Origin of the sequence: Aeromonas sp. s10, from assembly GCF_040907975.1 — a bacterium.
GTDB lineage: Bacteria > Pseudomonadota > Gammaproteobacteria > Enterobacterales > Aeromonadaceae > Aeromonas > Aeromonas caviae.
On sequence record NZ_JBFOCV010000038.1, the window covers coordinates 40,026 to 62,464 of the forward strand.

Annotated in this window: 18 protein-coding genes; 12 read left to right on the forward strand and 6 right to left on the reverse strand. The window is 63.0% G+C overall.

The window, feature by feature from the left end:
• The first annotated feature begins 39 nt into the window (after positions 1-39).
• The 4 genes from AB5Y59_RS13305 (at position 40) to AB5Y59_RS13320 (ending at position 7,880) form a co-directional block, all read left to right on the forward strand.
• On the forward strand, positions 40-243 hold the full coding sequence (locus tag AB5Y59_RS13305) for a hypothetical protein (RefSeq protein ID WP_041211124.1): 204 nt from the start codon (positions 40-42) through the stop codon (positions 241-243).
• 144 nt (positions 244-387) lie between these two features.
• Complete coding sequence (locus AB5Y59_RS13310) at positions 388-4,662, forward strand: transporter substrate-binding domain-containing protein (protein ID WP_268452331.1); 4,275 nt, start codon at positions 388-390, stop codon at positions 4,660-4,662.
• Entirely contained in the window at positions 4,655-5,866 is a 1,212-nt protein-coding gene (locus AB5Y59_RS13315; RefSeq protein ID WP_041214588.1) for an EAL domain-containing protein, read from the forward strand. The genes AB5Y59_RS13310 and AB5Y59_RS13315 overlap by 8 nt, the downstream gene beginning before the upstream one ends.
• Before the next feature lie 37 nt (positions 5,867-5,903).
• Positions 5,904-7,880: a methyl-accepting chemotaxis protein gene (locus AB5Y59_RS13320; protein ID WP_223915118.1), complete on the forward strand. Its 1,977-nt coding sequence runs from the start codon at positions 5,904-5,906 to the stop codon at positions 7,878-7,880.
• A 167-nt stretch (positions 7,881-8,047) separates the two neighbouring features.
• Here AB5Y59_RS13320 and rfaH read toward each other — a convergent pair whose 3' ends face one another.
• From rfaH to metN, 4 genes are all read right to left on the reverse strand, one after another.
• Positions 8,048-8,548: a transcription/translation regulatory transformer protein RfaH gene (gene rfaH, locus AB5Y59_RS13325; protein ID WP_010673182.1), complete on the reverse strand. Its 501-nt coding sequence runs from the start codon at positions 8,546-8,548 to the stop codon at positions 8,048-8,050.
• A gap of 97 nt (positions 8,549-8,645) precedes the next feature.
• Complete coding sequence (gene metQ, locus AB5Y59_RS13330) at positions 8,646-9,446, reverse strand: methionine ABC transporter substrate-binding lipoprotein MetQ (protein ID WP_010673183.1); 801 nt, start codon at positions 9,444-9,446, stop codon at positions 8,646-8,648.
• Between the two features lie 26 nt (positions 9,447-9,472).
• Complete coding sequence (locus AB5Y59_RS13335) at positions 9,473-10,126, reverse strand: methionine ABC transporter permease (RefSeq protein WP_160837498.1); 654 nt, start codon at positions 10,124-10,126, stop codon at positions 9,473-9,475.
• Positions 10,107-11,150 carry a methionine ABC transporter ATP-binding protein MetN gene (metN, locus tag AB5Y59_RS13340; protein WP_010673185.1) on the reverse strand — a complete coding sequence of 348 codons (1,044 nt, stop codon included), beginning with the start codon at positions 11,148-11,150 and terminating at the stop codon, positions 10,107-10,109. The genes AB5Y59_RS13335 and metN overlap by 20 nt, the downstream gene beginning before the upstream one ends.
• A 472-nt stretch (positions 11,151-11,622) precedes the next feature.
• Between metN and AB5Y59_RS13345 the strand changes: the two genes are divergently transcribed.
• Positions 11,623-12,078 (forward strand): hypothetical protein, encoded by a 456-nt coding sequence (locus AB5Y59_RS13345; protein WP_010673186.1) that lies wholly within the window; start codon positions 11,623-11,625, stop codon positions 12,076-12,078.
• 52 nt (positions 12,079-12,130) lie between these two features.
• Here the strand turns inward: AB5Y59_RS13345 and ppgK are convergent, their stop codons facing one another.
• Complete coding sequence (gene ppgK / locus AB5Y59_RS13350; protein WP_010673187.1) at positions 12,131-12,874, reverse strand: polyphosphate--glucose phosphotransferase; 744 nt, start codon at positions 12,872-12,874, stop codon at positions 12,131-12,133.
• Positions 12,875-12,957: 83 nt separating this feature from the next.
• Positions 12,958-14,112: a tRNA epoxyqueuosine(34) reductase QueG gene (gene queG / locus AB5Y59_RS13355; RefSeq protein ID WP_368212124.1), complete on the reverse strand. Its 1,155-nt coding sequence runs from the start codon at positions 14,110-14,112 to the stop codon at positions 12,958-12,960.
• Positions 14,113-14,211: 99 nt separating this feature from the next.
• Here queG and AB5Y59_RS13360 point away from each other — a divergent pair, with 99 nt between their 5' ends.
• The 7 genes from AB5Y59_RS13360 to hflX all read left to right on the forward strand — a co-directional run bounded on the left by AB5Y59_RS13360 (position 14,212) and on the right by hflX (position 22,432).
• Entirely contained in the window at positions 14,212-15,714 is a 1,503-nt protein-coding gene (locus AB5Y59_RS13360) for an NAD(P)H-hydrate dehydratase (protein ID WP_286700527.1), read from the forward strand.
• A gap of 17 nt (positions 15,715-15,731) precedes the next feature.
• Complete coding sequence (gene tsaE / locus AB5Y59_RS13365; RefSeq protein WP_286700526.1) at positions 15,732-16,205, forward strand: tRNA (adenosine(37)-N6)-threonylcarbamoyltransferase complex ATPase subunit type 1 TsaE; 474 nt, start codon at positions 15,732-15,734, stop codon at positions 16,203-16,205.
• On the forward strand, positions 16,196-17,746 hold the full coding sequence (locus tag AB5Y59_RS13370) for an N-acetylmuramoyl-L-alanine amidase (RefSeq protein ID WP_041211134.1): 1,551 nt from the start codon (positions 16,196-16,198) through the stop codon (positions 17,744-17,746). Before tsaE ends, AB5Y59_RS13370 begins: the two co-directional genes overlap by 10 nt.
• A gap of 106 nt (positions 17,747-17,852) precedes the next feature.
• Entirely contained in the window at positions 17,853-19,736 is a 1,884-nt protein-coding gene (gene mutL / locus AB5Y59_RS13375) for a DNA mismatch repair endonuclease MutL (protein ID WP_368212127.1), read from the forward strand.
• A gap of 92 nt (positions 19,737-19,828) precedes the next feature.
• A complete protein-coding gene (gene miaA / locus AB5Y59_RS13380; protein ID WP_080770083.1) occupies positions 19,829-20,746 on the forward strand; it encodes a tRNA (adenosine(37)-N6)-dimethylallyltransferase MiaA in 918 nt (305 codons plus the stop codon).
• Positions 20,747-20,818: 72 nt separating this feature from the next.
• Complete coding sequence (gene hfq, locus AB5Y59_RS13385; RefSeq protein ID WP_011704864.1) at positions 20,819-21,082, forward strand: RNA chaperone Hfq; 264 nt, start codon at positions 20,819-20,821, stop codon at positions 21,080-21,082.
• 63 nt (positions 21,083-21,145) lie between these two features.
• Complete coding sequence (gene hflX / locus AB5Y59_RS13390) at positions 21,146-22,432, forward strand: ribosome rescue GTPase HflX (protein ID WP_043758245.1); 1,287 nt, start codon at positions 21,146-21,148, stop codon at positions 22,430-22,432.
• The last annotated feature ends 7 nt before the right edge of the window (positions 22,433-22,439 follow it).

The following is a 22,439-nucleotide window of genomic DNA, read 5'->3' on the forward strand; positions in this document are numbered from 1 at the left end:
CTCTCTCCGGGGGAACCGCACGTTCAACTGGAGAATATTATGTCTATCGAACTCGCCCTGCTGCGCCACGTAGAGACCCTGGTTCAAAAAAGGATCACCCGGCTGGAGCGTCGCGTCAGCTACCTGCATCTTTCACCTGCCCTGCTCAAAGACATCGGGCTGGAAGGCAAGGAAGTGCAGATCGCCCACATCCGTGAGCGGGAGTTTCAAACCGGTTTCCGGCTCGGGAACCGAATAACCTGATGGGAGGGGGCCTGGCCCCCGACCTGGTGGATGGCAGGCCTGGGCCTGCCATTTTTCTTTCCTGATGAGCATTGTCTCAATTTAGTTGTCGCACATTGCGCCAAACACTCTATGATCCCCCTCCGTTTCGTATGGGAGTTGATAATGTTCCGCCGCTGCTGTCGTCTCATCCTGCTATGTGGTCTGGCTTTCTGGAGCCTGATGGTTGCGGCTGCGCCGGCGCAACTGGACCAGAGCAACTTCACCCTGGACGAACTGCACTGGCTTGCCACCCATGATGAACTGGTTGTCGGCATGCCTTCGGCGGCCTGGCCACCCTATGTCTATACCGATGGGCGCGGCAATTTCACCGGCCCCCTGGATGAGTTCGCCTCCCAGATTGCAGCCAGGCTGGGGGTGAGCCTTCGCTACCGTGCCTATGTCAACAATGCGGCGGTCCAGCAGGCCTTGCTGGATGGCAAGGTCGACATGTTGATCGGGGTGGCACCGAGCCCGACTCGCACCTTGCAGATGCAATTTACCTCCGAGCTGATGGCACTGCCCCGCGCCGTGCTGCTGACGGGGGGGCGGGAGAGCCTCTCCCTGGAGGAGGCCTATGGGGTGCGCTGGGTCTGCGTCTTCGGTGTCAGCGCCTGCGATGAGCTGCTGCGCCTGGGGATCTCGAACCTGATCACGGCCGACAGCCGGGACGAGGCGATCTTCATGCTCAAGGAGGGCAAGGCGGATGCCTACCTGGCCGAGTTGCCCATGCTGAACAGGCTGCAAGCCATGGCGGGCATGGCGCTGGCCAGGATCGACTGGATGAGAGATACCTCCCTCGCCATGGCCGTGGCGCCCAGGAATAATGTCTTGCAGGGATTGCTGGAGCGGGCCCTCGAGGATATCTCTCCCCTCGAGCGTCGCGCCATTCTGGAGGCGGGGGATATCCTCGACTATGCCCTGGTGAAAAGGAGCAGGGAGATCGTCTTCAATCCGCAGGAGCAGGCGTGGTTGCAAGCACATCCGGTCATCCGCTACGGGGTTGCCCCGGATTGGCCCGGGATGAGCGAGGTGGACGACAGGGGGCGGCTCAAGGGGCTTATTGCCGATCTGCTGACACTGATGAGCCAGCGTGCCGGGCTTCAGTTCACCCTGGTGCCGACCCGGAGCTGGGCCCAGAGCATGGCGCTCTTCCAGGATCGCAAGCTGGATCTCATCCCGGCCATGACTCCCACCGCGGAGCGTCAGCAGTTTGCCCGGTTTACCCCCAACTACGCGTCGATCAACCGGGTGGTCGTGGCGAGGCAGGGGATGGCCGAGCTCACCGCCGCCAGGGCACTGAAAGGGCACAGGGTGGGCATGGTGGGGGGCTCGGTGGAGCAGGTCTTGCTGAACGAGGTGGGGGCCATCGCCGTGCCGGTGGCCAGCGATGCCGAATTGCTGCCCCTGCTGGACCAGCAGAAGGTCGACTATGTGCTGATGAGCACCACCACCCTGGAGCAGTCGCTGCAAAAGGGATTCAGCGACCGCTACCAGGTGGTCTTCTCCGGCAGCGATCTGCGGGTACCCATCGCCATGGCGACCCAGTTGCAGGATCCCATGCTGCAGCAGATCCTCACCAAGGTGCTGATCGCCATTCCCCCCGACGAGCTCTCCGCCCTGGAGAAAAAGTGGCTCTCCCTGACCATACAGACGGGACTGGATCCGAAGACGGTGCTGCTCTGGTCCTCCCTCGGCGGCGGCATTTTCCTGCTCTGCCTCTTGCTGTTCATGGGCTGGAACCGGACGTTGCGCCGCCAGATCAGCCAGCGGCGGGAGGCCGAGCGGCGGCTCGAGGAGCAGCTGGTGTTTGTCCAGATGATGCTGGATGCCCTGCCCAACCAGGTGGTGCTGACCAACGAGCGCTATGAAGTGGCAATGACGAACCGGGCGTACCGGCAGATGTTTCTCGGCGGGGAGAACCTGACGGGCTCCTATGAGCGGTTGCTCCAGGATCGATTGCCCGAGTCGATCCGCGCCAGGGTGATGGAGGAGGATGCCAGCGTCTGGGAGAGCGGAGAGGAGCTTCATGGCCGGGGCGAGATCCGGTTTGATGACGATCGCCTGCACCAGATGATCTACACCAAGCGGCTCTTTGCGGGGCCCGATGACAAGCGGCTCGGGATCTTGACCGTGCTGACCGACGTGACCGAGCTGGAGCAGGCGCGGTTTGCGGCCCAGGAGGCGCAGACCCGGCTGACCCAGATCACCGACAGCATGCCGGGTCTGGTCTATCAGTATCACTGGCTTGGGCCGGGCAAGGGGCACTTCCTCTACACCTCGCAAGGGGTCAGGGAGATGGTGGGGGTCGAAGAGGAGCATGCCGGCATGGCGGTCACCGGTGCCTCCATCCTGGGGCTGACAGGCAAGGCGCACGAGGACTTCGTGGCCACGGTGGATCGTCATGCCCTGAGCATGCAGCCGCTGGATCTCGAGGTGGAGATCCGGCGCCAGGGGGAGGCGGGCTATTTGCAGATCCGTGGTCATTTCGTTCACCAGGAGGGGCTTGAAGGGGTCATATTGAACGGCGTGGTGCAGGACATCACCAAGCTCAAGCGCCAGGAGCTGGAGCTGCGCCATGCCAGGCGGGTGGCGGAGGAGGCGACCCAGGCGCGCAGCCGCTTCCTCGCCACCATGAGTCATGAGCTTCGCACTCCCATCTCCGGCATGCACGGCATGCTGGAGCTGCTGCAAATGAGCGCGCTGGACGACGATCAGCGCTACATGTTGCGCAATATCTCGACCTCCACCAACCATCTGCTCTATCTGGTGAACGACATCCTGGACTTCTCCAAGATGGAAGCCGGGCAGTTGCAACTGCACCCCCATCACTGCCGCCTGACCTCGGTGATTTGCGATGTCATCCGGGGACATGCGGCCCTGGCCTATGGCAAGGGGCTCAACGTGACGCTGCGGTGGGGGAAGACGGTGCCGGATCTGGCCTGCATCGACGGGATCAGGGTGGGGCAGGTGATCTCCAATCTGTTGAACAACGCGGTGAAGTTCACCGAGGCGGGGGCGATCGCCATCCAGGTGGATTATGAAGACGACCGGCTGGCCTTCCGGGTCCGGGATACCGGGATAGGCATCGCCCTGGAGCAGCAGCGCACCCTCTTCATCCCGTTCAAGCAGGTGGAGTCCGACACCAATCGCCGGTTTGGCGGCACCGGGCTCGGGCTTGCCATCTGTCATCAACTCACCCAGAAAATGGGGGGGAGCCTGACCCTGGAAAGTACCCCCGGAATGGGCACCTGCGTGACCTTCACGCTGCCCTTGGCCGAGTGCCAGTGGGAAGCGCCGCCCCTGACCGGTCAGGTATGGTGGTGGTTTGGGGAGGATGAGGGGCTGGAATCAGTGATGGTCAGGCTGGGCGCCAGACTGGTTCGCATGGAGGCACACCATTGGCAGCAGCCCCTCGAGGGGCATCTGCTGGCGCAGGAGAATCACCTGGAACAGGCCCTTGGCAGTGACTGGCTGGCCTGTTTGCAGCGTTCGAACCTCAAGGGCATAGTACTCTCTCCCCATGAGGCCCTGCGGGGACGCATGGGTGGTGACGCCTGGTGGCGACTGGGACAATCGCCTCTCTACCCCGATCTGTTGCTGGAAACCTGCCAGTCACTGTTCAACCAGCAGGCGAGCCAGTCGATGGGGATGGAGGGGGAGAAGCTCAGGGGGCGGGTGCTGGTGGCCGATGATCACCCCGTCAACCGGGCATTGCTGACGAGGCAGCTCGCTATCCTGGGGCTCGAATCCGAGGTGGTGGAAGATGGCGAGGAGGCGCTGCGCGCCTGGCAGGGGCAGGACTTCGCCCTGCTGCTGACCGACTGCCACATGCCGGTGATGGATGGCTATGCCCTCACGCGAGCCTTGCGGGATGCCGGGGACAGTGCTCCCATTATCGGGGTGACGGCCGATACCTCTGAGGAGGCGAGCCAGCAGATGCGTGATGCCGGCATGAACGACATGCTGTTCAAGCCCTACAGCCTGGATGCCCTGAGCCAGACCCTGGGGCGCTGGTTGCCGACTCAGGAAGAACAGCTCGCCTCGGAGGCGCCCCGGCAAGCCAGGGTTCAGCTGCCAGGCATAAGCTGGTTGACCCTGTTTGGGGATGAGGCGGTGGCACGCAGCATGGCCAGCGAATACCTGGACGCCAACGAGCAGGATGGCGAGGACATGAGGCTGGCGCTGGCCAGCCAGGATACCCAGGCGCTGGTGGAGACGGCACATCGCATCAAGGGGGCCGCGCGCATGGTAGGACAGCAGGCATTGGCAGAGGAGGCGGCCCGGCTGGAGGCGGCGGCCAGATTGAAACAACTGGACAAGCTCGATGACCTGGCCAGGGCGGTACAGGCATTGATGGACTCTATCAGAGGTGAAACGGGGTTATGGCTCGATGAATAGCGCACGGCATGAGTTGGCGATCATGGTGGTGGAGGATCACAACTTCCAGCGCAAGGCCCTGATGCACCAGATCCGCGGACTGGGCTACGGCAACCTGCTGGAGGCGCAGGACGGGGAGGAGGCGCTGGCACAGTGCCAGCACCACAGGGTCGACATCCTGTTCTGCGATCTGCGCATGCCGGGCATGGATGGCATGGCGCTGCTGCGCCGCCTCTCCCTTGGCGGGTTCCGCGGCGGCATCGTGCTGTGCAGCGCCCTGGAGGATGACGTGGTCGATGCCGTGCTGCGCATGAGCCGGGCCTATGGCCTGCAGGTGCTGGGGCGCATCGAGAAACCCGCGTCTCCCCAGCAGATCGCGCAGCTCATCGGTGCCTGGCGGCCCCAGCAGGTGCGCAGCCAGGAAGAGGATGGTTATCACCTGACCCTGGATGAGCTGCGCCGGGCGCTGGATCAGGACCAGTTGCTGCCCTGGTATCAACCCAAGGTGGGTTTTCACAACGGGGAGTGGCTCGGCATGGAGGCGCTTGCCCGCTGGCAGCACCCCGAATATGGCCTCATCTCGCCGGCCCGTTTCATCCCGCTGGCGGAGCACAACGGGCTCATCGACCCGCTCACCGAGGTGATCATCGGCAAGGCGCTGCGGGACGGCCACCTGTGGGAGAAGACCGGGCTCTCCCTGAACCTGTCGATGAACCTCTCCACCACCTCCCTCATCGAGGGGGATCTGTGCAACACCCTGCTCAGCCACTGCCAGCGCTGGAGCATCAACCCCGAGCTCATCACCCTCGAAGTGACCGAGAGCGCCTTCGTCAAGGATCTCGGCAAGTCGCTGGAGGTGCTGACCCGCTTGCGGATGCACGGTTTTGGCCTCTCCATCGATGATTTCGGGACTGGCTACTCCTCCATGCAGCAGCTCGCCCTGCTCCCCTTTACCGAGTTGAAACTGGACAGATCCTTCGTGGATCGCTGCTATGAAGATCCCTCTCGCCTAGCCATCATCGAGTCCAGCATCGAGCTGGCTCGCAAGTTGGGCTTGAAATCGGTGGCCGAGGGGGTCGAAGATGAGGCGACCTGGCAATTGCTGGCGAAGCTGGGGTGCGATCAATGCCAGGGCTTCTTCTCCGCCCGTCCCATGCCCCGCGAGGAGCTGATGGGATGGCATCAGGGTTGGCAGGCTCGTTTGCCCGCGCTCATCAGACGCTAATCCCGGGCAGGATGCCCGACGAATTCCAAGGATGGCCATGAAAATATCAAGCAAGTTGTTGTTGAGCTTCTGTTTTATCAACCTGCTCATCATTCTCTCCTCCGCCCTTGTCTATCATCAGCTCGGCCGGATCGAAGGCTCGCAAGATGCCTTGCTGGCCCAGGCCCTGCCCGCCCTGCAGCGGGACGAGGCGAGCCAGAAAGCCCTGATTGCCACCGTTTCATCCCTGCGGGCCTATCTCATCCTCGGCAAGGATCCGGCACAGGGTGATCGCATCAAGCAGGAGTGGGAAGAGGCCTGGCACGCCATCGAACGCCAGCGTTTCGCCCCTGACCTGACCCGGGCACTCAAGGATTTCAAGGGGGCACAGTCACAGGTGTGGGCCTTGGCTCACACCGAAGAGAACCTGCCCGCCCACACCCTGATGCTGCTGGAGGCCGGCCCCCTGGCGGAGTCGGCCCTCGATCAGTTGCAGTCTTTTGCCAATGAAGAGGTGGCAACGCCCCAGGCGACGTTGCCCGGTGACAGGCGCCTGCTGCTCAAGCAGGTGGGGGATGCCTACAACAGCCTGGGCAATGCGCTCTCCGCCCTGCGGGATTTCCTCATCTCGGGGGAGAAGGAGTACCTGGACAAGTATCGGGACTACTACCAGTTCCACCAGCAGCGGGTGGCCGAGCTGAAACAGCAAGAGGCCAACTTCACCGAGGCACAAAAGGGGCTCTGGACGCTCTTTGAAGAGATGTCAGCCCCCTTTGCAGAGCTGGTCGGTCAGGTGATCGAGAAGCGCCAGGCCCCGGACTGGGACAGGGCCAACCACCTGATGGCTACCGAGATAGAGCCCGCCCTGACCCGGCTGGCGGATCAGCTGGCGACCCAGGTGACCCATACCCGTGCCGAGGTGGACAAGATGGCGGGGGAGATGGCGGCCGCCAGTCAGACCATTCACCGCACCCTGCTGCTGGCCACCACCAGCGTCATCCTGCTGGGCACCCTGGTGGCCCTGCTGTTCAGCCGGCGCCTGACCCGGGACATCGCCAGCCTGGTGAAACGGGCGGGCCTGGTGGCCGATGGCCGCCTCCCCGTCACCCCCTTGCCCGTGCTTCGTCAGGATGAGCTGGGAGGGCTCACGGGCTCCATCAACCGGATGTCGGCACAGTTGCGCGAGCTGGTGGGGGAGATCCAGGGGGCGGTCGGTCAGGTGGAAGGGGCTGGCCGCGAGGTGGGCCAGACCACCAATGCCATCGTGGATGATCTGGCGAGCCAGAATCAGCGGCTCGATGCGGTGGCAGCCGCCATCGAGCAGATGTCGGTCAGTACCCGGGATGTGGCGGGCAACATTGCGGACGCGGCGGGAGCGGCTCGCCAGACCGAGCAACAGGCAAGGGAGGGGGAGCAGGCCCTCGCCCGCATGGGGACCACCATGGCGCAGATTGGTGCCATGATTGCCCAGGCAAACCAGGCGATGACGCAGCTCAGCAGCCAGAGCGAGCAGGTGGGGAGGGTCACCGAAGTGATCGCCACCATCGCCGAGCAGACCAACCTGCTGGCACTCAATGCGGCCATCGAGGCGGCGCGGGCCGGTGAGCAGGGACGGGGATTTGCCGTGGTGGCCGATGAAGTGAGGCAGTTGGCCAGCCGCACCAGCGCATCGACCATGGAGATCAACCAGACCATTGCCAGCATCCAGCAGCAGACCCGGGAGACCGCGGATACCGTGGGCAGCGGTACCCTGCTGGTGGAGCAGGGGCGCGGCGCCGTGGCCTCGGTGACCGAGACCCTGGAGTCGATGGCGACGCTGGTGCAGGATCTCAGCGGCCAGCTTGCCGCCATCGCCACCGCCACCGAGCAGCAGTCAAGGGCGGCGCAGGAGGTGGCGGGCACGGTGGAGGAGATTGCCGGGCTCAGCCATCAGTCCAGCGAGCATGGCCAGCAGGGGGAGCAGATCGCCGCCCGCCTGACCCGGGAGACCGGGAGACTGACATCGGCCATCAGCCGCTTCGAACTGGATGCCTGACGCAAGGGAGAGAAAAACGGGGCAGACCTCTGGGTCTGCCCCGTTTTTTTCGGCCCGAAAACCTGGTGGTGGAAGGATGCACGACGCAGGAGCGGTCCTGACCGTTCGGAAGCAGGGGGATGGTGTCTTGTGTACTGCCCTGTGTCTCTTTCTGCCGACAGGACGGTTCACTCCAGGCGGCGGAAGGCCTGGTTTTCGAAGCTGCTGCAGGTCTCCTGGTTGAGCAGGTTGACCAGCAGGATGGCCCGCTTTTCGCCATCCGGTTCCAGATAGATGGCTTCAAACCCGGCGAGGGGGCCGGATTCGATAAGTACCTTGTCTCCCTGGGTCGGCAGACGGGCATAGCTGGCGCGCGCCTCGTCGCTGTCGTCCCGGCTCATGAGCCGGTAGATCAGCTGGCTGCTGACGGGGGTCCACTCCTTGCCGAAGTGGATGATGCGACTGATGCCCCGGGTCGATTTCAGGGTGACCGGGGTGACCTCTTCCAGATCCACGTAGATGAAGAGATAGTTGGGGAACATGGGCTCGCGCTGGGGCACGCGCTTGCCTCGCCGCAGTTTTTCAATCTCGACCATGGGGTAATAGGATTCAACGCCCTGGGCTGCCAGATGGGCGCGGGCGCGGGCCTCTTCCTTGGGTTTGCAGTAGGCCAGATACCATTTCTTCATTGTTGTTCTGTTTTTCGTGTTGCCGTGCTTCTGGCTATGATAACGGGGGTAAAAAAAAAGGCCACGCTTGACGTGGCCTTTTTTCCAGAGTGAGTGATTACCAACCTTTCACCAGACCGCCCTTGAACAGCTCGGTCCCCTTCTTGAAGACCTCGTCGGTCTGGAAGGACTGGACGAACTCCTTGACCTTCTCGTCGTCCTTGTTGTTCTCGCGAGCAACGATCAGGTTGACGTAGGGGGACTCCTTGTCTTCGACAAACAGGCCGTTCTCGGTCGGGGTCAGACCAATCTGACCGGCGAAGGTGTTGTTGATGATGGCCAGATCCACGTCTTCCAGGGAGCGCGGCAGTTGTGCGGCTTCCAGCTCGACGATCTTGAAGTTGCGCGGGTTGCTGGCGATGTCCAGTACGGTCGCTTCCAGACCGGCACCCTCTTTCAGCTTCAGCAGGCCCTGCTTCTCCAGCAGGATCAGGGAGCGACCCAGGTTGGTCGGATCGTTCGGCACCGCGATCTGGGCACCGTCTTTCAGCTCGGACAGGGCTTTGACCTTCTTGGAGTAACCGGCGATCGGGTAGACGAAGGTGTTGCCGACCGGCACCAGCTTGAAGCCGCGATCACGGATCTGGGCATCCAGGTAGGGCTTGTGCTGGAAGGCGTTGACGTCGACGCTGCCGTCGTTCAGGGCCACGTTCGGGGTGACGTAGTCGGAGAAGGTGACCACTTCGACGGTCAGGCCGTATTTTTCCTTGGCAACCTTGGCCGCGGTCTCAACCAGCTCGGTCTCGGGACCGGCGATGGCGCCCACCTTCAGGGTCTTGTTCTCTTCCTTCTGGCCGCAACCGACCAGTACCAGGGTTGCCAGCAGCGCAGCTGCTGCGGATTTGATGCCCAATTTCATAAAAACCTCCTGTCAGAAATCGACGATTAACGATGATCACATTGTTTGACCAGGCGCTCACCCGCGCTCTGGATGAGTTGAACCAGCACCACCAGAATGACCACGGTGACCAGCATGACGGTGGGATCGAAACGCTGGTAGCCGTAGCGAATACCCACATCACCGAGACCACCGCCTCCGATGGCACCTGCCATGGCGGAGTAGTTCACCAGGGTGACGAGGGTGATGATGACACTGTTGAGGATCCCCGGCAGGGCCTCGGGCAGCAGCACCTTGGTGATGATTTGCAGGGGCTTGGCCCCCATGGCCTTGGCCGCTTCCAGCAGGCCGTCAGGCACTTCCATCAGAGCCCCTTCCACCAGGCGGGCGATGAAGGGGATGCAGCCCACGGTCAGCGGCACGATGGCGGCGATGGTACCGATGCTGGTGCCGACGATGAAGCGGGTCAACGGAATGATGGCGACCAGCAGAATGATGAAGGGCACCGAGCGACCGACGTTGACGATGACGCCCAGGACCTTGTTGAGCAGCGGATTGGCCAGGATCTGGCCCGCCTTGGTCACGTGCAGCGCCACGCCGAGCGGCAGGCCGAGCAGGCAGCCGAACAGGGCGGAGGCAAACACCATGATGAGGGTGTCGCCCAGAGCCGAAATCAGCAGATTAATCATTGCTTCGGACATAACCCATTACCTCCAGCTGAATGTGGTTGTCGATGAGGAACTGCTGGGTGGCCTCGCACTGGGCCTCGTCCCCGAACAGTTCCGCCAGCAGGAAGCCGAACTTGACGCCACCGGCGTATTCGATGTCTGCGCTCAGGATGCTGATGTCGATGTTGAAACGGCGGCTCGCCTCGGAAATCAGCGGCGAATCCACCGTGGTCCCGGTAAAGCCGAGCTTCACCAGGGGATAGCTGCCGGGCACCCGCTCGGCACTCATCCGATCCTGATACTCCTGGGGCACTTCCAGGTGGATAGTGGAGTGGATGAAATCCCGGGCCAGCTGGGTCTTGGCATTGCTGAAGAACCAGGCCACTTCCCCCTGCTCGATGAGACGGCCGTCGCTGATGATGGCCACTTCGTCGCAGATCCCCTTCACCACGTCCATTTCGTGGGTGATGAGCAGTATGGTGAGCCCCAGCTTGACGTTGATCTCCTTGAGCAGGGTCAGGATCGAGCGGGTGGTCTGCGGGTCGAGGGCCGAGGTGGCCTCGTCACACAGCAGGACCTTGGGAGCCGGTGCCAGGGCACGGGCGATGGCGACGCGCTGCTTCTGGCCGCCGGAGAGCTCGGACGGATAAGCGTGGGCACGGGCTTCCAGCCCGACCAGGGCCAGCAGTTCGCTGACCCGGCTCTGGATCTTGTCCTTGCTCCAGCCCGCCAGTTCCAGCGGGAAGGCGATGTTGGCGGAGACGGTGCGAGAGGCCAGCAGGTTGAAGTGCTGGAAGATCATGCCGATCTGGCGGCGAGCCTGAGTCAGATCCCGCTCGCTGAGGGCGACCAGGTCCTGGCCATCGACGATGACCTGCCCCTCGGTGGGGCGCTCCAGCAGGTTGACGCAGCGGATGAGGGTACTCTTGCCGGCCCCGGAGGCACCGATCACCCCGAAGATCTTGCCTTGGGGCACATGCAGGCTCACGTCACGCAGGGCGTGCACGGCATCACTGCCTTTACCGTAGACTTTGTTGAGACCGATCAACTTAATCATGGATTCTTCCGTGCTAACAGCCTTAAAGCACAGGGCGCTACAGGCGGGTAAATTGGGCAGAGGTTTCACTGGGTAGCTCTGTCATCATGGAGGATGATGCTAAGATGTCCGGATGGCTGTGTCAACGCATGTTTTTACGTCTAGACGTCTAAAAAATGGATAAGAATTCCCGCCATTTGACTATGGTGTGGAGGTATCACCACCAGCATCAATATTAGATTCCGATTTGATGACTCCAGTCCGAATATAAGCTGGTAAATATCTTTTATGTCGTCGATTTGATGCCTCCCCTTCGGACAAGGTGCCCGGTTGTCCGGGCAGCCTCGCTGCCGGTTTCCCCTTCCTCCTGCTGTCTCTTTTTCTGCTTTCTTTTCCATCTCCTTGATGCAGAACAATAAATGACCAGTTCGTGGCCGTGTCGACATGCCAGCTCCCTATACTGGCTGCAGGTGGATGCCAGGAGGGAGGCGAGATGCGATTCCAACAGATCAAGGACCTGATGCTCTATCTCGAGGAGCTTCATCATCGGCAAGGGCACATTTACGGGCGCCAGATCCCCCGGGTGGATGCTGAGCGCAGCAGAATGTTGCTGGCCTATCTGCAAGGGCGGGAGGATGCCGCGGCGGCTCATCTGCACGATTATCGCGAGCAGATGGGAAGCGCGGTGAAGGAGACCTGGCTGGATCAGGGGTTTGGCGAGGATCTGCTGGCCGAGGGGGATCGTCTGGCGCTGCCCGCCACAACCCAGCCCGCGGAGATAGTGGCCCTGGTGTCACGCCAGGAGGAGAGGCTCATCGGCGAGCTGGAACGTCTGGCCCGGGAGTGTCCCACGCCCGACACGGCGGCGCTGCTGAAAGCCCTGGCCTCCATGGCCCAATCCCGCCTGACCCGTCTGGTACACGGTGCTCATCGCCTCGACGATCTCTGAGCCCGGATGAGAGAGACCCGGCACGGGCCGGGTCTTCTGATGTTGCTGGCGGTCAGCCCCCTTGCCGAGCCGCGCCATAGAGGGCGGCGCCTATGATACCGGCCTGGTTGAGGTTCGCGGCCGCCACCAGGGGAGCCCGGGTCTCAATCTTGTCGATGAACTTGTCGAGCTTGGCGGCGCTGCCGCCCCCCAGGATGAAGAGGTCGGGGGAGAACAGAAACTCCAGGCGAGCCAGGTATTTGTTGAAACGTTTGCCCCAGCGGCCCCAGGAAAGATCCTCGCGCTTGCGTACCGCATCGGAGCAATAGTGTTCGGCCACCATGCCTTCCAGCATCAGGTGACCCAGCTCGGTATTGGGCAGCAACTGGCCATTGACGAAGACGGCGGTACCGATGCCGGTGCCGACGGTGATGAGAATGATGACCCCCTGGCGATCCTGCCCGGTGCCAAAGCGCATCTCCGCCAGACCAGCCGCATCGGCGTCGTTCAGGACATGGCAGGGCAGGCCGGTCACATCGGCAAACAGGTGGGCGGCATCGGTCTCAATCCAGCTCTTGTCGATGTTGGAGGCATTCTTGGCGATGCCGTTGTGGATGGTGGCGGGAAAACCGCACCCCACGGGACCCTTCCATTGGAAGTGTTCGACCAGCGCCTTGAGGGTGTGTGCCACGGCGGCCGGGGTTGCCGGTTGCGGTGTGGCGATGCGGTGGCGTTCGCCAATCAGCTCCCCGGTTTCGGTGTCGACCAGGCAGCCCTTGATCCCGGACCCCCCAATATCTACTCCCAGCATCTGCATCAGAATCTTCCTTTTATTGTGCCGATGTTCAATGGTCGGCAGAGCATGAAAAAATGGCTGCGATCCGGCAAGGGCCAGATCACTTATGCGTGATCCGGCAGACCTTTTTCGATGCAGCGGATCAGCAATCGTGTCTTTTTATTCTCTTCCTGCTGACGCCTGGCCAGGGTCGCCAGCGCCCACTCGATATGCTCGGCCACCATGGGCCCGGCCTCAGGCAGCGCCTGTTGCAGGGCGGCCAGGACCTCGCTGCTGGCCGGTCCGTTGCCAAGGGCCACCGCCAGGTTGCGGCGCCAGCGCTGATAGCCGATGCGGCGGATGGGGCTGCCTTCCGTGTGCTTGAGAAATTCGGCCTCGCTCCAGCGCCACAGCACTAGCAGGGGAGGGCGATGCAGGTCGGGACGGGGGCTGAAATCGGGTTCGGGGCTGGCATCGGCATAGCGGTTCCAGGGGCAGATGAGCTGGCAGTCGTCACAGCCATAGATGCGATTGCCCATGAGCGGCCTGAACTCCTCGGGAATGGGGCCGTCATTCTCGATGGTGAGATAGGAGATGCAGCGCCGCCCGTCTACCACATAGGGGGCGATGATGGCACCGGTGGGGCAGATGTTGATGCAGGCCACGCACTTGCCACACAGCTCCTTCTCCACCGGGGCATCCACGGGCAGCGGCAGGGCGATGAGCAATTCTCCCAGAAAGAAGAAGGAACCGGCGGACTCGTTGAGCAGCAGCGAGTGCTTGCCCACCCAGCCAAGGCCGGCCTTGGCCGCTAGCGGCCTTTCCAGAATAGGGGCCGAGTCGACGAAGGGGCGCCACTCGCCCAGGGTTTGTCCCGCTGCCTGCAACAGGGTTTCGCACCGCAGCTCGATGCGCTCCCCCAACTGTTTGAGCCGGTTGCGCAGCACCTTGTGGTAGTCGCGGCCGAGGGCATAGCGGCTGATGTAGCCGAGGGTGGGATCGCGCAGGGTGGCGGCAAAGCCCGCCTCGAACGGGAGGTAGTTCATCCGCACCGAGATGACCCGCAAGGTGCCCGGCAACAGCTCGTGGGGGCGGGCCCTCATCATGCCGTGGCGCGCCATGTAGTCCATGGTGCCGTGATAACCGGCATCCAGCCAGGCCTGCAACCTCGGCTCTTCCAGGGTGAGATCGGTGTCGGCGATGCCGACCTGGTCAAATCCTAGCTCCCTTGCCCAGAGCTTGATATCGTGGGCCAGTTGCGCAAGTTCGGCAGCCGTCATGCAGCATCCCCCCTCTGCCTGCAGGAGTGTGGCAGGCGCAGGGCGGCAATATGGCGTGCCAGTTGCCGGGTCATGGGATGATGAAACGTGGGGGCCGTCATGGTAGAGGTGTTCGGGGACGCTATCCGCAAAAATGAGTGGGAGAGTCTAGCACAACCCCTGTGGCGGGCCGAGCAGATCCGCAGCATGGAACGGCGCTGGGCCGAGCAGGAGGGGCTTCCCCTCTATGTGCTGATGGAGCGGGCCGGGAGTGCGCTGTGCAACTATGCCTGTCACCACTGGCCCGACAGCCGCCAGTGGTGGATCTTCGTCGGCCCTGGCAACAACGGCGGTGACGGCTACGTGCTGGCCCGCCTTGCCCGGCGCATCGGCCTCGAGCCTTTGGTGATTGCCGCCCGGGCTCCCGGTCTGCTGAGGGGAGATGCCAGGCGGGCTGCCGAAGAGTGGCTCGCATCGGGGGGGAGCGTGACCATGGCCGAGGATCTGCTGCCCGCCACGCTGCCGCCGCCGGATCTGGTCATAGACGCACTGCTCGGTACCGGCGTCCAGCTTCCCCTCTCCTCGTCAATGACAAAGATCGTCGCAACAATCAATGGCTTGAACGCGCCCGTGCTGGCGGTGGATCTCCCCTCCGGTCTCAATGCCGACACCGGCCGCGCCATGGGCGCACTGGTGCGCGCCACCCGCACCCTCACTTTCATCGGCATCAAGCAGGGCATGCTCACCGCCGACGGGGTGGACGGAGTCGGCCACCTCGACCGGGATCCCCTGGGAGTGACGCCGGGGGAGGAACGGGTTCCCGCTGCCGAGCGGATCGATTATCCCAGCCTCAAGGGGTTGCTGACCCCGCGCAGGCGCTCGGCTCACAAGGGACACAGCGGCAAGGTACTGCTGACGGGGGGGAACCTCGGCATGCAGGGAGCGATCCTGCTGGCGGGTCAGGCCTGTCTGCGGGCGGGGGCGGGATTGGTACGCCTGCGCCAGCACCCAGATTGCCCGGCGGCCAGCCTGGTTCAACCCGAGCTGATGGGATGCCCGGCGGACATGGATGAAGGGTGGGCATCTGTGCAGGTACTGGGCCCCGGGCTCGGTCAGGATGAGTGGGGCCGGGCCCGGTTCGAACAGGGCATCGGAGCCGCCGTGCCACTGGTATTGGACGCCGATGGATTGAATTGGCTGGCGCAGGCCCCCCGTCATCAGGATAATTGGGTGCTCACGCCCCACCCCGGGGAGGCGGCTCGCCTGCTGGGCTGCACCATCGCCGAGATCGAGGGGGACAGGTTTGCGGCCGTCTCGCGACTGCAACAGCGCTACGGTGGTGTGGTGTTGCTCAAGGGGGCGGGGTCGCTCATCTGCGACGGCAGGCGCATTTCCCTGTGCGACGAGGGCAACCCCGGCATGGCCAGTGGCGGCATGGGTGACCTCTTGTCTGGTATAATCGCCGCCCTCCTGGCTCAGGGCTGGTCCGCGGGCATGGCCACCCGACTCGGGGCCGTGATCCACGCAGAGGCCGCCGATCTGGCCGCCGCCGAGGGTGAGAGGGGCATGCTGGCATCGGATCTGCTGCCCTGGATCCGTCGTCTGGTCAATCCGACACAGTAACAAGTAACAAGAAGAACATGGCAAAAACCTTGATGATGACACTGCCGGACGAGGCAGCAACAGTGGCGCTGGGTGGCCGTCTGGCAAAGGCGTGCCAACAGGCCACCACGGTATTTCTGCACGGTGCCCTCGGGGCCGGCAAAACCACCCTGACCCGAGGCTGGGTGCAGGGACTGGGTCATGAGGGCAAGGTCAAGAGTCCGACCTATACCCTGGTGGAGCCCTATGAGCTTGCCCAGTGGCAGGTCTATCACTTCGATCTCTATCGACTGGCGGACCCGGAAGAGCTGGAGTTCATGGGCATTCGCGACTATTTCGCCGCCGATACCCTCTGCCTGGTGGAGTGGCCACAGAAGGGCGAGGGCTGGCTGCCAGCCCCGGATCTCGAGATCACCCTGAGTTATGCAAACGAGCAGCGCGAGGTGCAGATTGATGCCCGCACTGCTATCGGCGAAGCCATTCTGGAACGGTTGTCATCTCAGTGCGCGTGATCCTTGTCTTTGTTCTCTCCCTGATGGCGTTGCCCACCTGGGCCAATCAGCTCAAGAGTGTGCGGGTGTGGCCATCACCGGACAACACCCGGGTGGTGCTCGACATGAGCAGCGCCCCCAATTTCAACTACTTCACCCTGACCGGTCCGAACCGTCTGGTCATCGACCTGAAAGGGGCGAGCAACGCCACCAACCTGGCCCGCATCGAGAACAAGAGCGAGCTGGTGCGCAAGATCCGCGAGAGCACGCCGCTGGAGAAGGGCGGCCTGCGACTGGTGCTGGATCTCGGCTCTGCCATCAAGCCGGTGGTCTTCCCGCTGGCGCCAGCAGGTCCCTATGGCCACCGTCTTGTGATCGATCTTCCCTATGAAGAGAAGGGGAGCGCTGCGGCGCAGCCCGCTCCCGTCGGGGGGCACGGCAAGGCCATCGTCATCGCCATCGATCCTGGTCACGGCGGGGAAGACCCGGGCTCCATCGGCCCGCGCCGCACCTACGAGAAGCGGGTGACCCTGGCGGTCTCCCAGAAGCTGGCGGCCCTCATCGACCGGGAGCCCGGCATGCGAGCCGTGCTGACCCGCCGTGGCGACTACTTCGTCGATCTCAACAAACGCTCCGAAATCGCCCGCAAGGCCAAGGCAGACCTGCTGGTGTCGGTGCATGCCGACAGCTTCCACAACTCGACTCCTCGCGGTGCCTCCGTCTGGGTGCTGTCGACCAACCGCGCCAACCGCGAGATGGGTAGCTGGCTCGAGAAGCAGGAGAAGCAGGGGGAGCTGCTGGGGGGCGTTGGCAAGGTATTGGCCGAGTCTGATCCCAACCCCTATCTGGCGCAGACCTTCCTGGATCTCTCCATGGACAAGTCCAGGGCCGAAGGCTATGACGTCAGCCGCCAGATCCTACGCTCGCTCGGCCGGGTGGCCAGATTGCACAAGAAGGCGCCGGAACATGCGAGCCTGGCGGTGCTGAAGGCGCCGGACATACCCTCGGTACTGGTGGAGACGGGCTTTATCTCGAACCACGCCGAGGAGAAGCTGCTGGCCACCGCCAGCTATCAGGATCAGCTGGCCCGGGCCATCTTCGAGGGGATCCGCAACTATTACCGCAGCCATCCGACCAAGGGGCCCATGCTCACCGGCAAGGGCCAGGTTGCCGCCCCGCCGCGTCAGGCGCCTGCCAGCAAGCCGGTCGCCGTCAGCAAGCCGGTTGCCCAGCCAACGCAGCAGGTCGTGACCAACCGGATGCCGGCGAGCGAGCCCTATCGCGTTGGTGAGGGCGGCGCCCCGGTCAGCAGCGTCGGCAGCGCCTCCGGTGCCGGCGTGATCAAACCTTACAAGGTCGCAGCCCAGGAGCCGAGTGCGCCGGTAGCCAGCGTGCAGAGCAACGACAAGTCCAACATGATCCGCCACGTGGTCACCCGTGGCCAGAGTCTCTCCCGTCTCGCCGAGAAACATGGGGTGAGTCAGGCGCGACTGGTGGAGATCAACAAGCTCAAGTCACGGGACATCCAGATAGGGCAGGTGCTCTATATTCCGCGAAAATAGCGCGGGCTGAAGAACGCTGCCCTTCTCTGCCGATGGCAGGGAGGGGCGGTGAGCGTTGATGGCGCCAGGTCCACCTCTTCCCCTTTTTCATCTGCAGGAGCAAGCGATGCCAATCCGTATATTGCCGCCGATTCTGGCCAACCAGATTGCTGCCGGTGAGGTCGTGGAGCGGCCCTCCTCCGTGGTGAAGGAACTGGTGGAAAACAGCCTGGATGCGGGGGCTGACCGGGTCGAGATCGACATCGACAAGGGAGGCGCCAAGCTTATCCGCATTCGTGACAACGGCTGCGGTGTCGCCAGGGATGAGCTGGTGCTGGCGCTGTCGCGCCACGCCACCTCCAAGGTGGCGACCCTGGACGATCTGGAAGGGATCAACAGCCTGGGCTTTCGCGGGGAGGCGCTCGCCTCCATCAGCTCCGTCTCCCGCCTCACCTTCACCTCCCGCACGGCAGAGCAGAGCGAGGCCTGGCAGGCCCAGGCGGAAGGGCGTGAGATGAGCGTCACCGTCAAGCCGGCAGCCCACCCGGTGGGCACCACGGTGGAGGTGGTGGATCTCTTCTTCAACACCCCGGCGCGGCGCAAGTTCATGCGCAGCGAAAAGACCGAATTTGCCCATATCGACGAACTGGTGCGCCGCATCGCGCTCTCCCGCTTCGACGCTACCCTGATCCTGCGCCACAACGGCAAGGTGGTGCGCCAGTACAAGGCGGCCAACACGGTGGCGGAGCAGGAGCGCCGCCTCGCCGCCGTCTGCGGTTCCCCCTTCATGCACCATGCCCTGGCGGTATCGAGCGAACACAGCGACGTGCGGTTGTGGGGCTGGCTGGCCACCCCGGCAGGAGCCAGGCCGCAGAACGACCTGCAATACACCTATGTCAATGGCCGCATGATGCGGGACAAGCTCATCAATCACGCCATTCGCCAGGCCTATGACGAGCTGCTGCCCGCCGATCGCTTCGCGGCCTATGTGCTCTATATCGAGCTGGATCCCCGCCAGGTGGATGTCAACGTCCATCCGGCCAAGCACGAAGTGCGTTTCCATCAGGCGCGTCTCATCCACGATTTCATCTTCCAGGCGCTGTTTACCGCACTGCGCCAGGACGGGGCAGGGAGCGCCACCGATGCCCCCCTGGCCGAGACCCAGGTCGAGCTGCCGGGCAGCCCGGAGGTCACCTATCCGGGTCAGGCGCCGCGCACCGAGTGGTACGGTGCCGAACACGGCTATCGGGCTCCTGCCCCTGCGCGAGATGGCGACGGCGTGCGGGAAGGCAGTGGTGGCAGGGGAGGACACTACCAGCCTCCCGAACCCCCGAGCCGGGCCGCCATGCGAGGCATGGGCGCCTTGCTCACCACCCTGCCCGAGGTGGCGATGCCGGCATCCCGGCCCGTAGCCGAGAGCGGTGCCGTCGAGACGCCTGCCCGAACGGGGGTGTGGCGTGCCCTGAGCCTGGTCGAGCAGGCCTATCTGCTGATGGAGCGTCAGGGGCAACTGGCGCTGCTCTCCCTGGTACGTGCCGAGCGTCTGTTGTTGCGCCACTGGCTGCTGGATGCCTGGGGCCAGGGGCTGGCGGCCCAGCCTCTGTTGCTGCCGGTCTCCTTCAAGCTGCCGAAAAACCTGGTCGCCCTGGTGGAGGAGCGGGAACGTCTGCTCAAACGCATGGGGCTGGAGTTGAAAAGCGGGGGACGCGACACCATGATCCTGACTCGGGTGCCTGCCCTGCTGCGCCAGACCGATCTGGCCCGCCTCTTACCCGAATTGTTGCAGCTGGTCGAGAGCGGATCTGACAGTGATGCCGATGCGCAGGCTGGAGTACTATGCCAGTGGTTGGTGGAGCAAGGCATAAGTGCCGAAAAAATATACGATTTTGCCACTGCCACCCGGTTGTTGACGGAACTTGTTGCCGATTTCAGTGACCAACTGGCAGACGTTCGCATGGTGCGTCCGTTGCCGCTGGCGAACGTGCTGGCCGAGTTTGCCGATGGCAACTGACGGCGTCTCGTCGTCTGTTGCATCCATATGACCAGTTTTATGCCGGTTCGCCCGTGAAGGGGCGGCCGAAGGGAGTGTTTAACGTGGCTGACTTGCCGACTGCAATTTTTCTGATGGGGCCGACGGCCTCCGGCAAGACGGATCTCGCCATTGAACTGTGCCAGGCCCTGCCCTGCGACATCATCAGCGTGGACTCCGCGCTAATCTATCGCGGCATGGACATAGGCACCGCCAAGCCGACGCCAGCCGAGCTGGCGCAGGCCCCGCACCGGCTGATCGACATCCTGGATCCCGCCATGAGTTATTCGGCGGCGGATTTTTGCAAGGATGCCCTGCGGGAGATGAAAGAGATCGCCGACCGTGGTCGCATTCCGCTGCTGGTGGGCGGCACCATGCTCTATTTCAAGGCGCTGCTGGAGGGGCTTTCTCCGCTGCCTTCCGCCGATCCCGCCATTCGGGCCGGCATCGAGGAAGAGGCTGCCCGCCTCGGCTGGCAGGCGCTCCATGACGAACTGGTGCGCATCGACCCGGTGGCCGGTGCCCGCATCCACCCCAACGATCCCCAGCGCCTGTGCCGGGCGCTCGAGGTTTACCGCATCAGCGGCAAGACCCTCACCGAGCTGACCCAGGTACAGGGAGAGGGGCTGCCCTACCGGGCGCTGCAGTTTGCCATCGCGCCGAGGGATCGGGCCGTGCTGCACCAGCGCATCGAACAGCGGTTTGACAAGATGCTGGGCAGCGGCTTCGAGCAGGAGGTCAGGGCGCTTTACGAGCGGGGGGATCTCACCCCGGATCTTCCCTCCATTCGCTGCGTGGGATACCGCCAAATGTGGGACTACCTGGCGGGGGAAGTGGAGTATGATGAGATGCGTTATCGCGGCATTGTTGCCACCCGCCAGTTGGCCAAGCGTCAGATGACCTGGTTGCGCGGTTGGCCTGATGTGACCTGGTTGGAATCTGGTGAGTCTGGCAATCTGGCCAGGGTCGTCGCCCAAGCTGGTCCGGCTTGACACTCCTGTATAATCAGGTTGTTATATTGAATATCCGGTGTTTAAAAACAACAAACTATAAGGAAAAGAAAGATGGCTAAGGGGCAATCTCTCCAAGACCCGTTTTTGAATGCGCTGCGCCGTGAGCGTATTCCTGTTTCTATCTATTTGGTGAACGGCATCAAACTGCAGGGTCAGATCGAATCGTTTGACCAGTTTGTCATTCTGCTGAAGAACACCGTGAGCCAGATGGTCTACAAGCACGCCATTTCCACCGTGGTGCCGGCCCGTGCCGTCAACCATCACCAGCACGCCCCGGGCGCCGCCGGTGAAGAGCAGGGTGAAGCCGAGGCGTGATATCCTGCGGCGAGTTCACTCGCCAACTCAGATCCATCATGATACCTGTCAAGGAGCAAGCGCTTGTTTGACCGTTACGAAGCTGGTGAACAGGCCGTTCTGGTACATGTCAACTTCAGCGATGAGGGCGAGCGGGAGGATCTGGACGAGCTCAAGATGCTGGTGAGCTCGGCCGGGGTCAATGCACTGGGGGTGATCACCACCAGTCGCAGCGCACCCAGCGCCAAATTTTTTGTCGGCAGCGGCAAGGCGGAAGAGATCGCGTCCCAGGTCCAGATGCTGGACGCCGACGTGGTCATCTTCAACCATGCCCTGACCCCTGCCCAGGAGCGCAACCTGGAGCGTCTGTTCCAGTGCCGGGTCGTGGACAGGACTGGCCTTATCCTCGATATCTTCGCCCAGCGTGCCCGTACTCACGAAGGCAAGTTGCAGGTCGAACTTGCCCAGTTGCGCCATCTTTCCACTCGTCTGGTGCGAGGCTGGACCCACCTTGAGCGACAAAAGGGGGGGATCGGTCTGCGCGGCCCGGGTGAAACCCAGCTCGAAACCGACCGACGCCTGCTGCGTGAGCGCATCAAGGCCATTTTGCGCCGCCTCGACAAGGTGGCCAAGCAGCGGGAGCAGGGGCGCCGTGCCCGCAACCGCAACGAAGTGCCGACCGTTTCTCTGGTGGGGTATACCAACGCCGGAAAATCCACTTTGTTCAACCAACTTACAGATGCCAGCGTGTATGCTGCCGACCAATTGTTCGCAACCCTGGACCCCACCCTGCGTAAATTGGTGATCCAGGATGTGGGTGATGTGATCCTGGCGGATACAGTTGGATTTATTCGGCACTTGCCCCATGATCTGGTCGCGGCCTTCAAGGCGACGCTGCAGGAGACCCGCGAAGCGGATCTGCTGCTGCACGTGGTGGACTGCGCCGACGAACAGATGCAGGAGAATATCGACTCGGTCCAGCAAGTGCTGGCCGAGATCGAGGCGGATGATCGCCCCCAGCTGATGATCTGCAACAAGATCGACAAGCTGAGCGATCGTCCTGCCGGCCTGGAGCGTGACGAGGCGGGTCGCCCGGTGCGAGTCTGGCTGTCGGCCCAGACCGGTGAAGGCAGCGAATACCTCTTCCTGGCCCTGACCGAACTGCTGGCCGGTTCCATGGTCCATCACACCCTGCAGTTGCCGCCGTCGGCCGCCAGATTGCGCAGTGCGCTCTATCGGCTGAAGGGCATCGAGCAGGAAGGTTTCAGCGAGGAGGGGGATTTCGTCCTGGAAGTCCGCCTGCAACTGGCCGACTGGAACCGCCTCATGAAACAAGAAGGTGAGAGTTTACAACGCTTTATCAGGCATTGATTCGTCG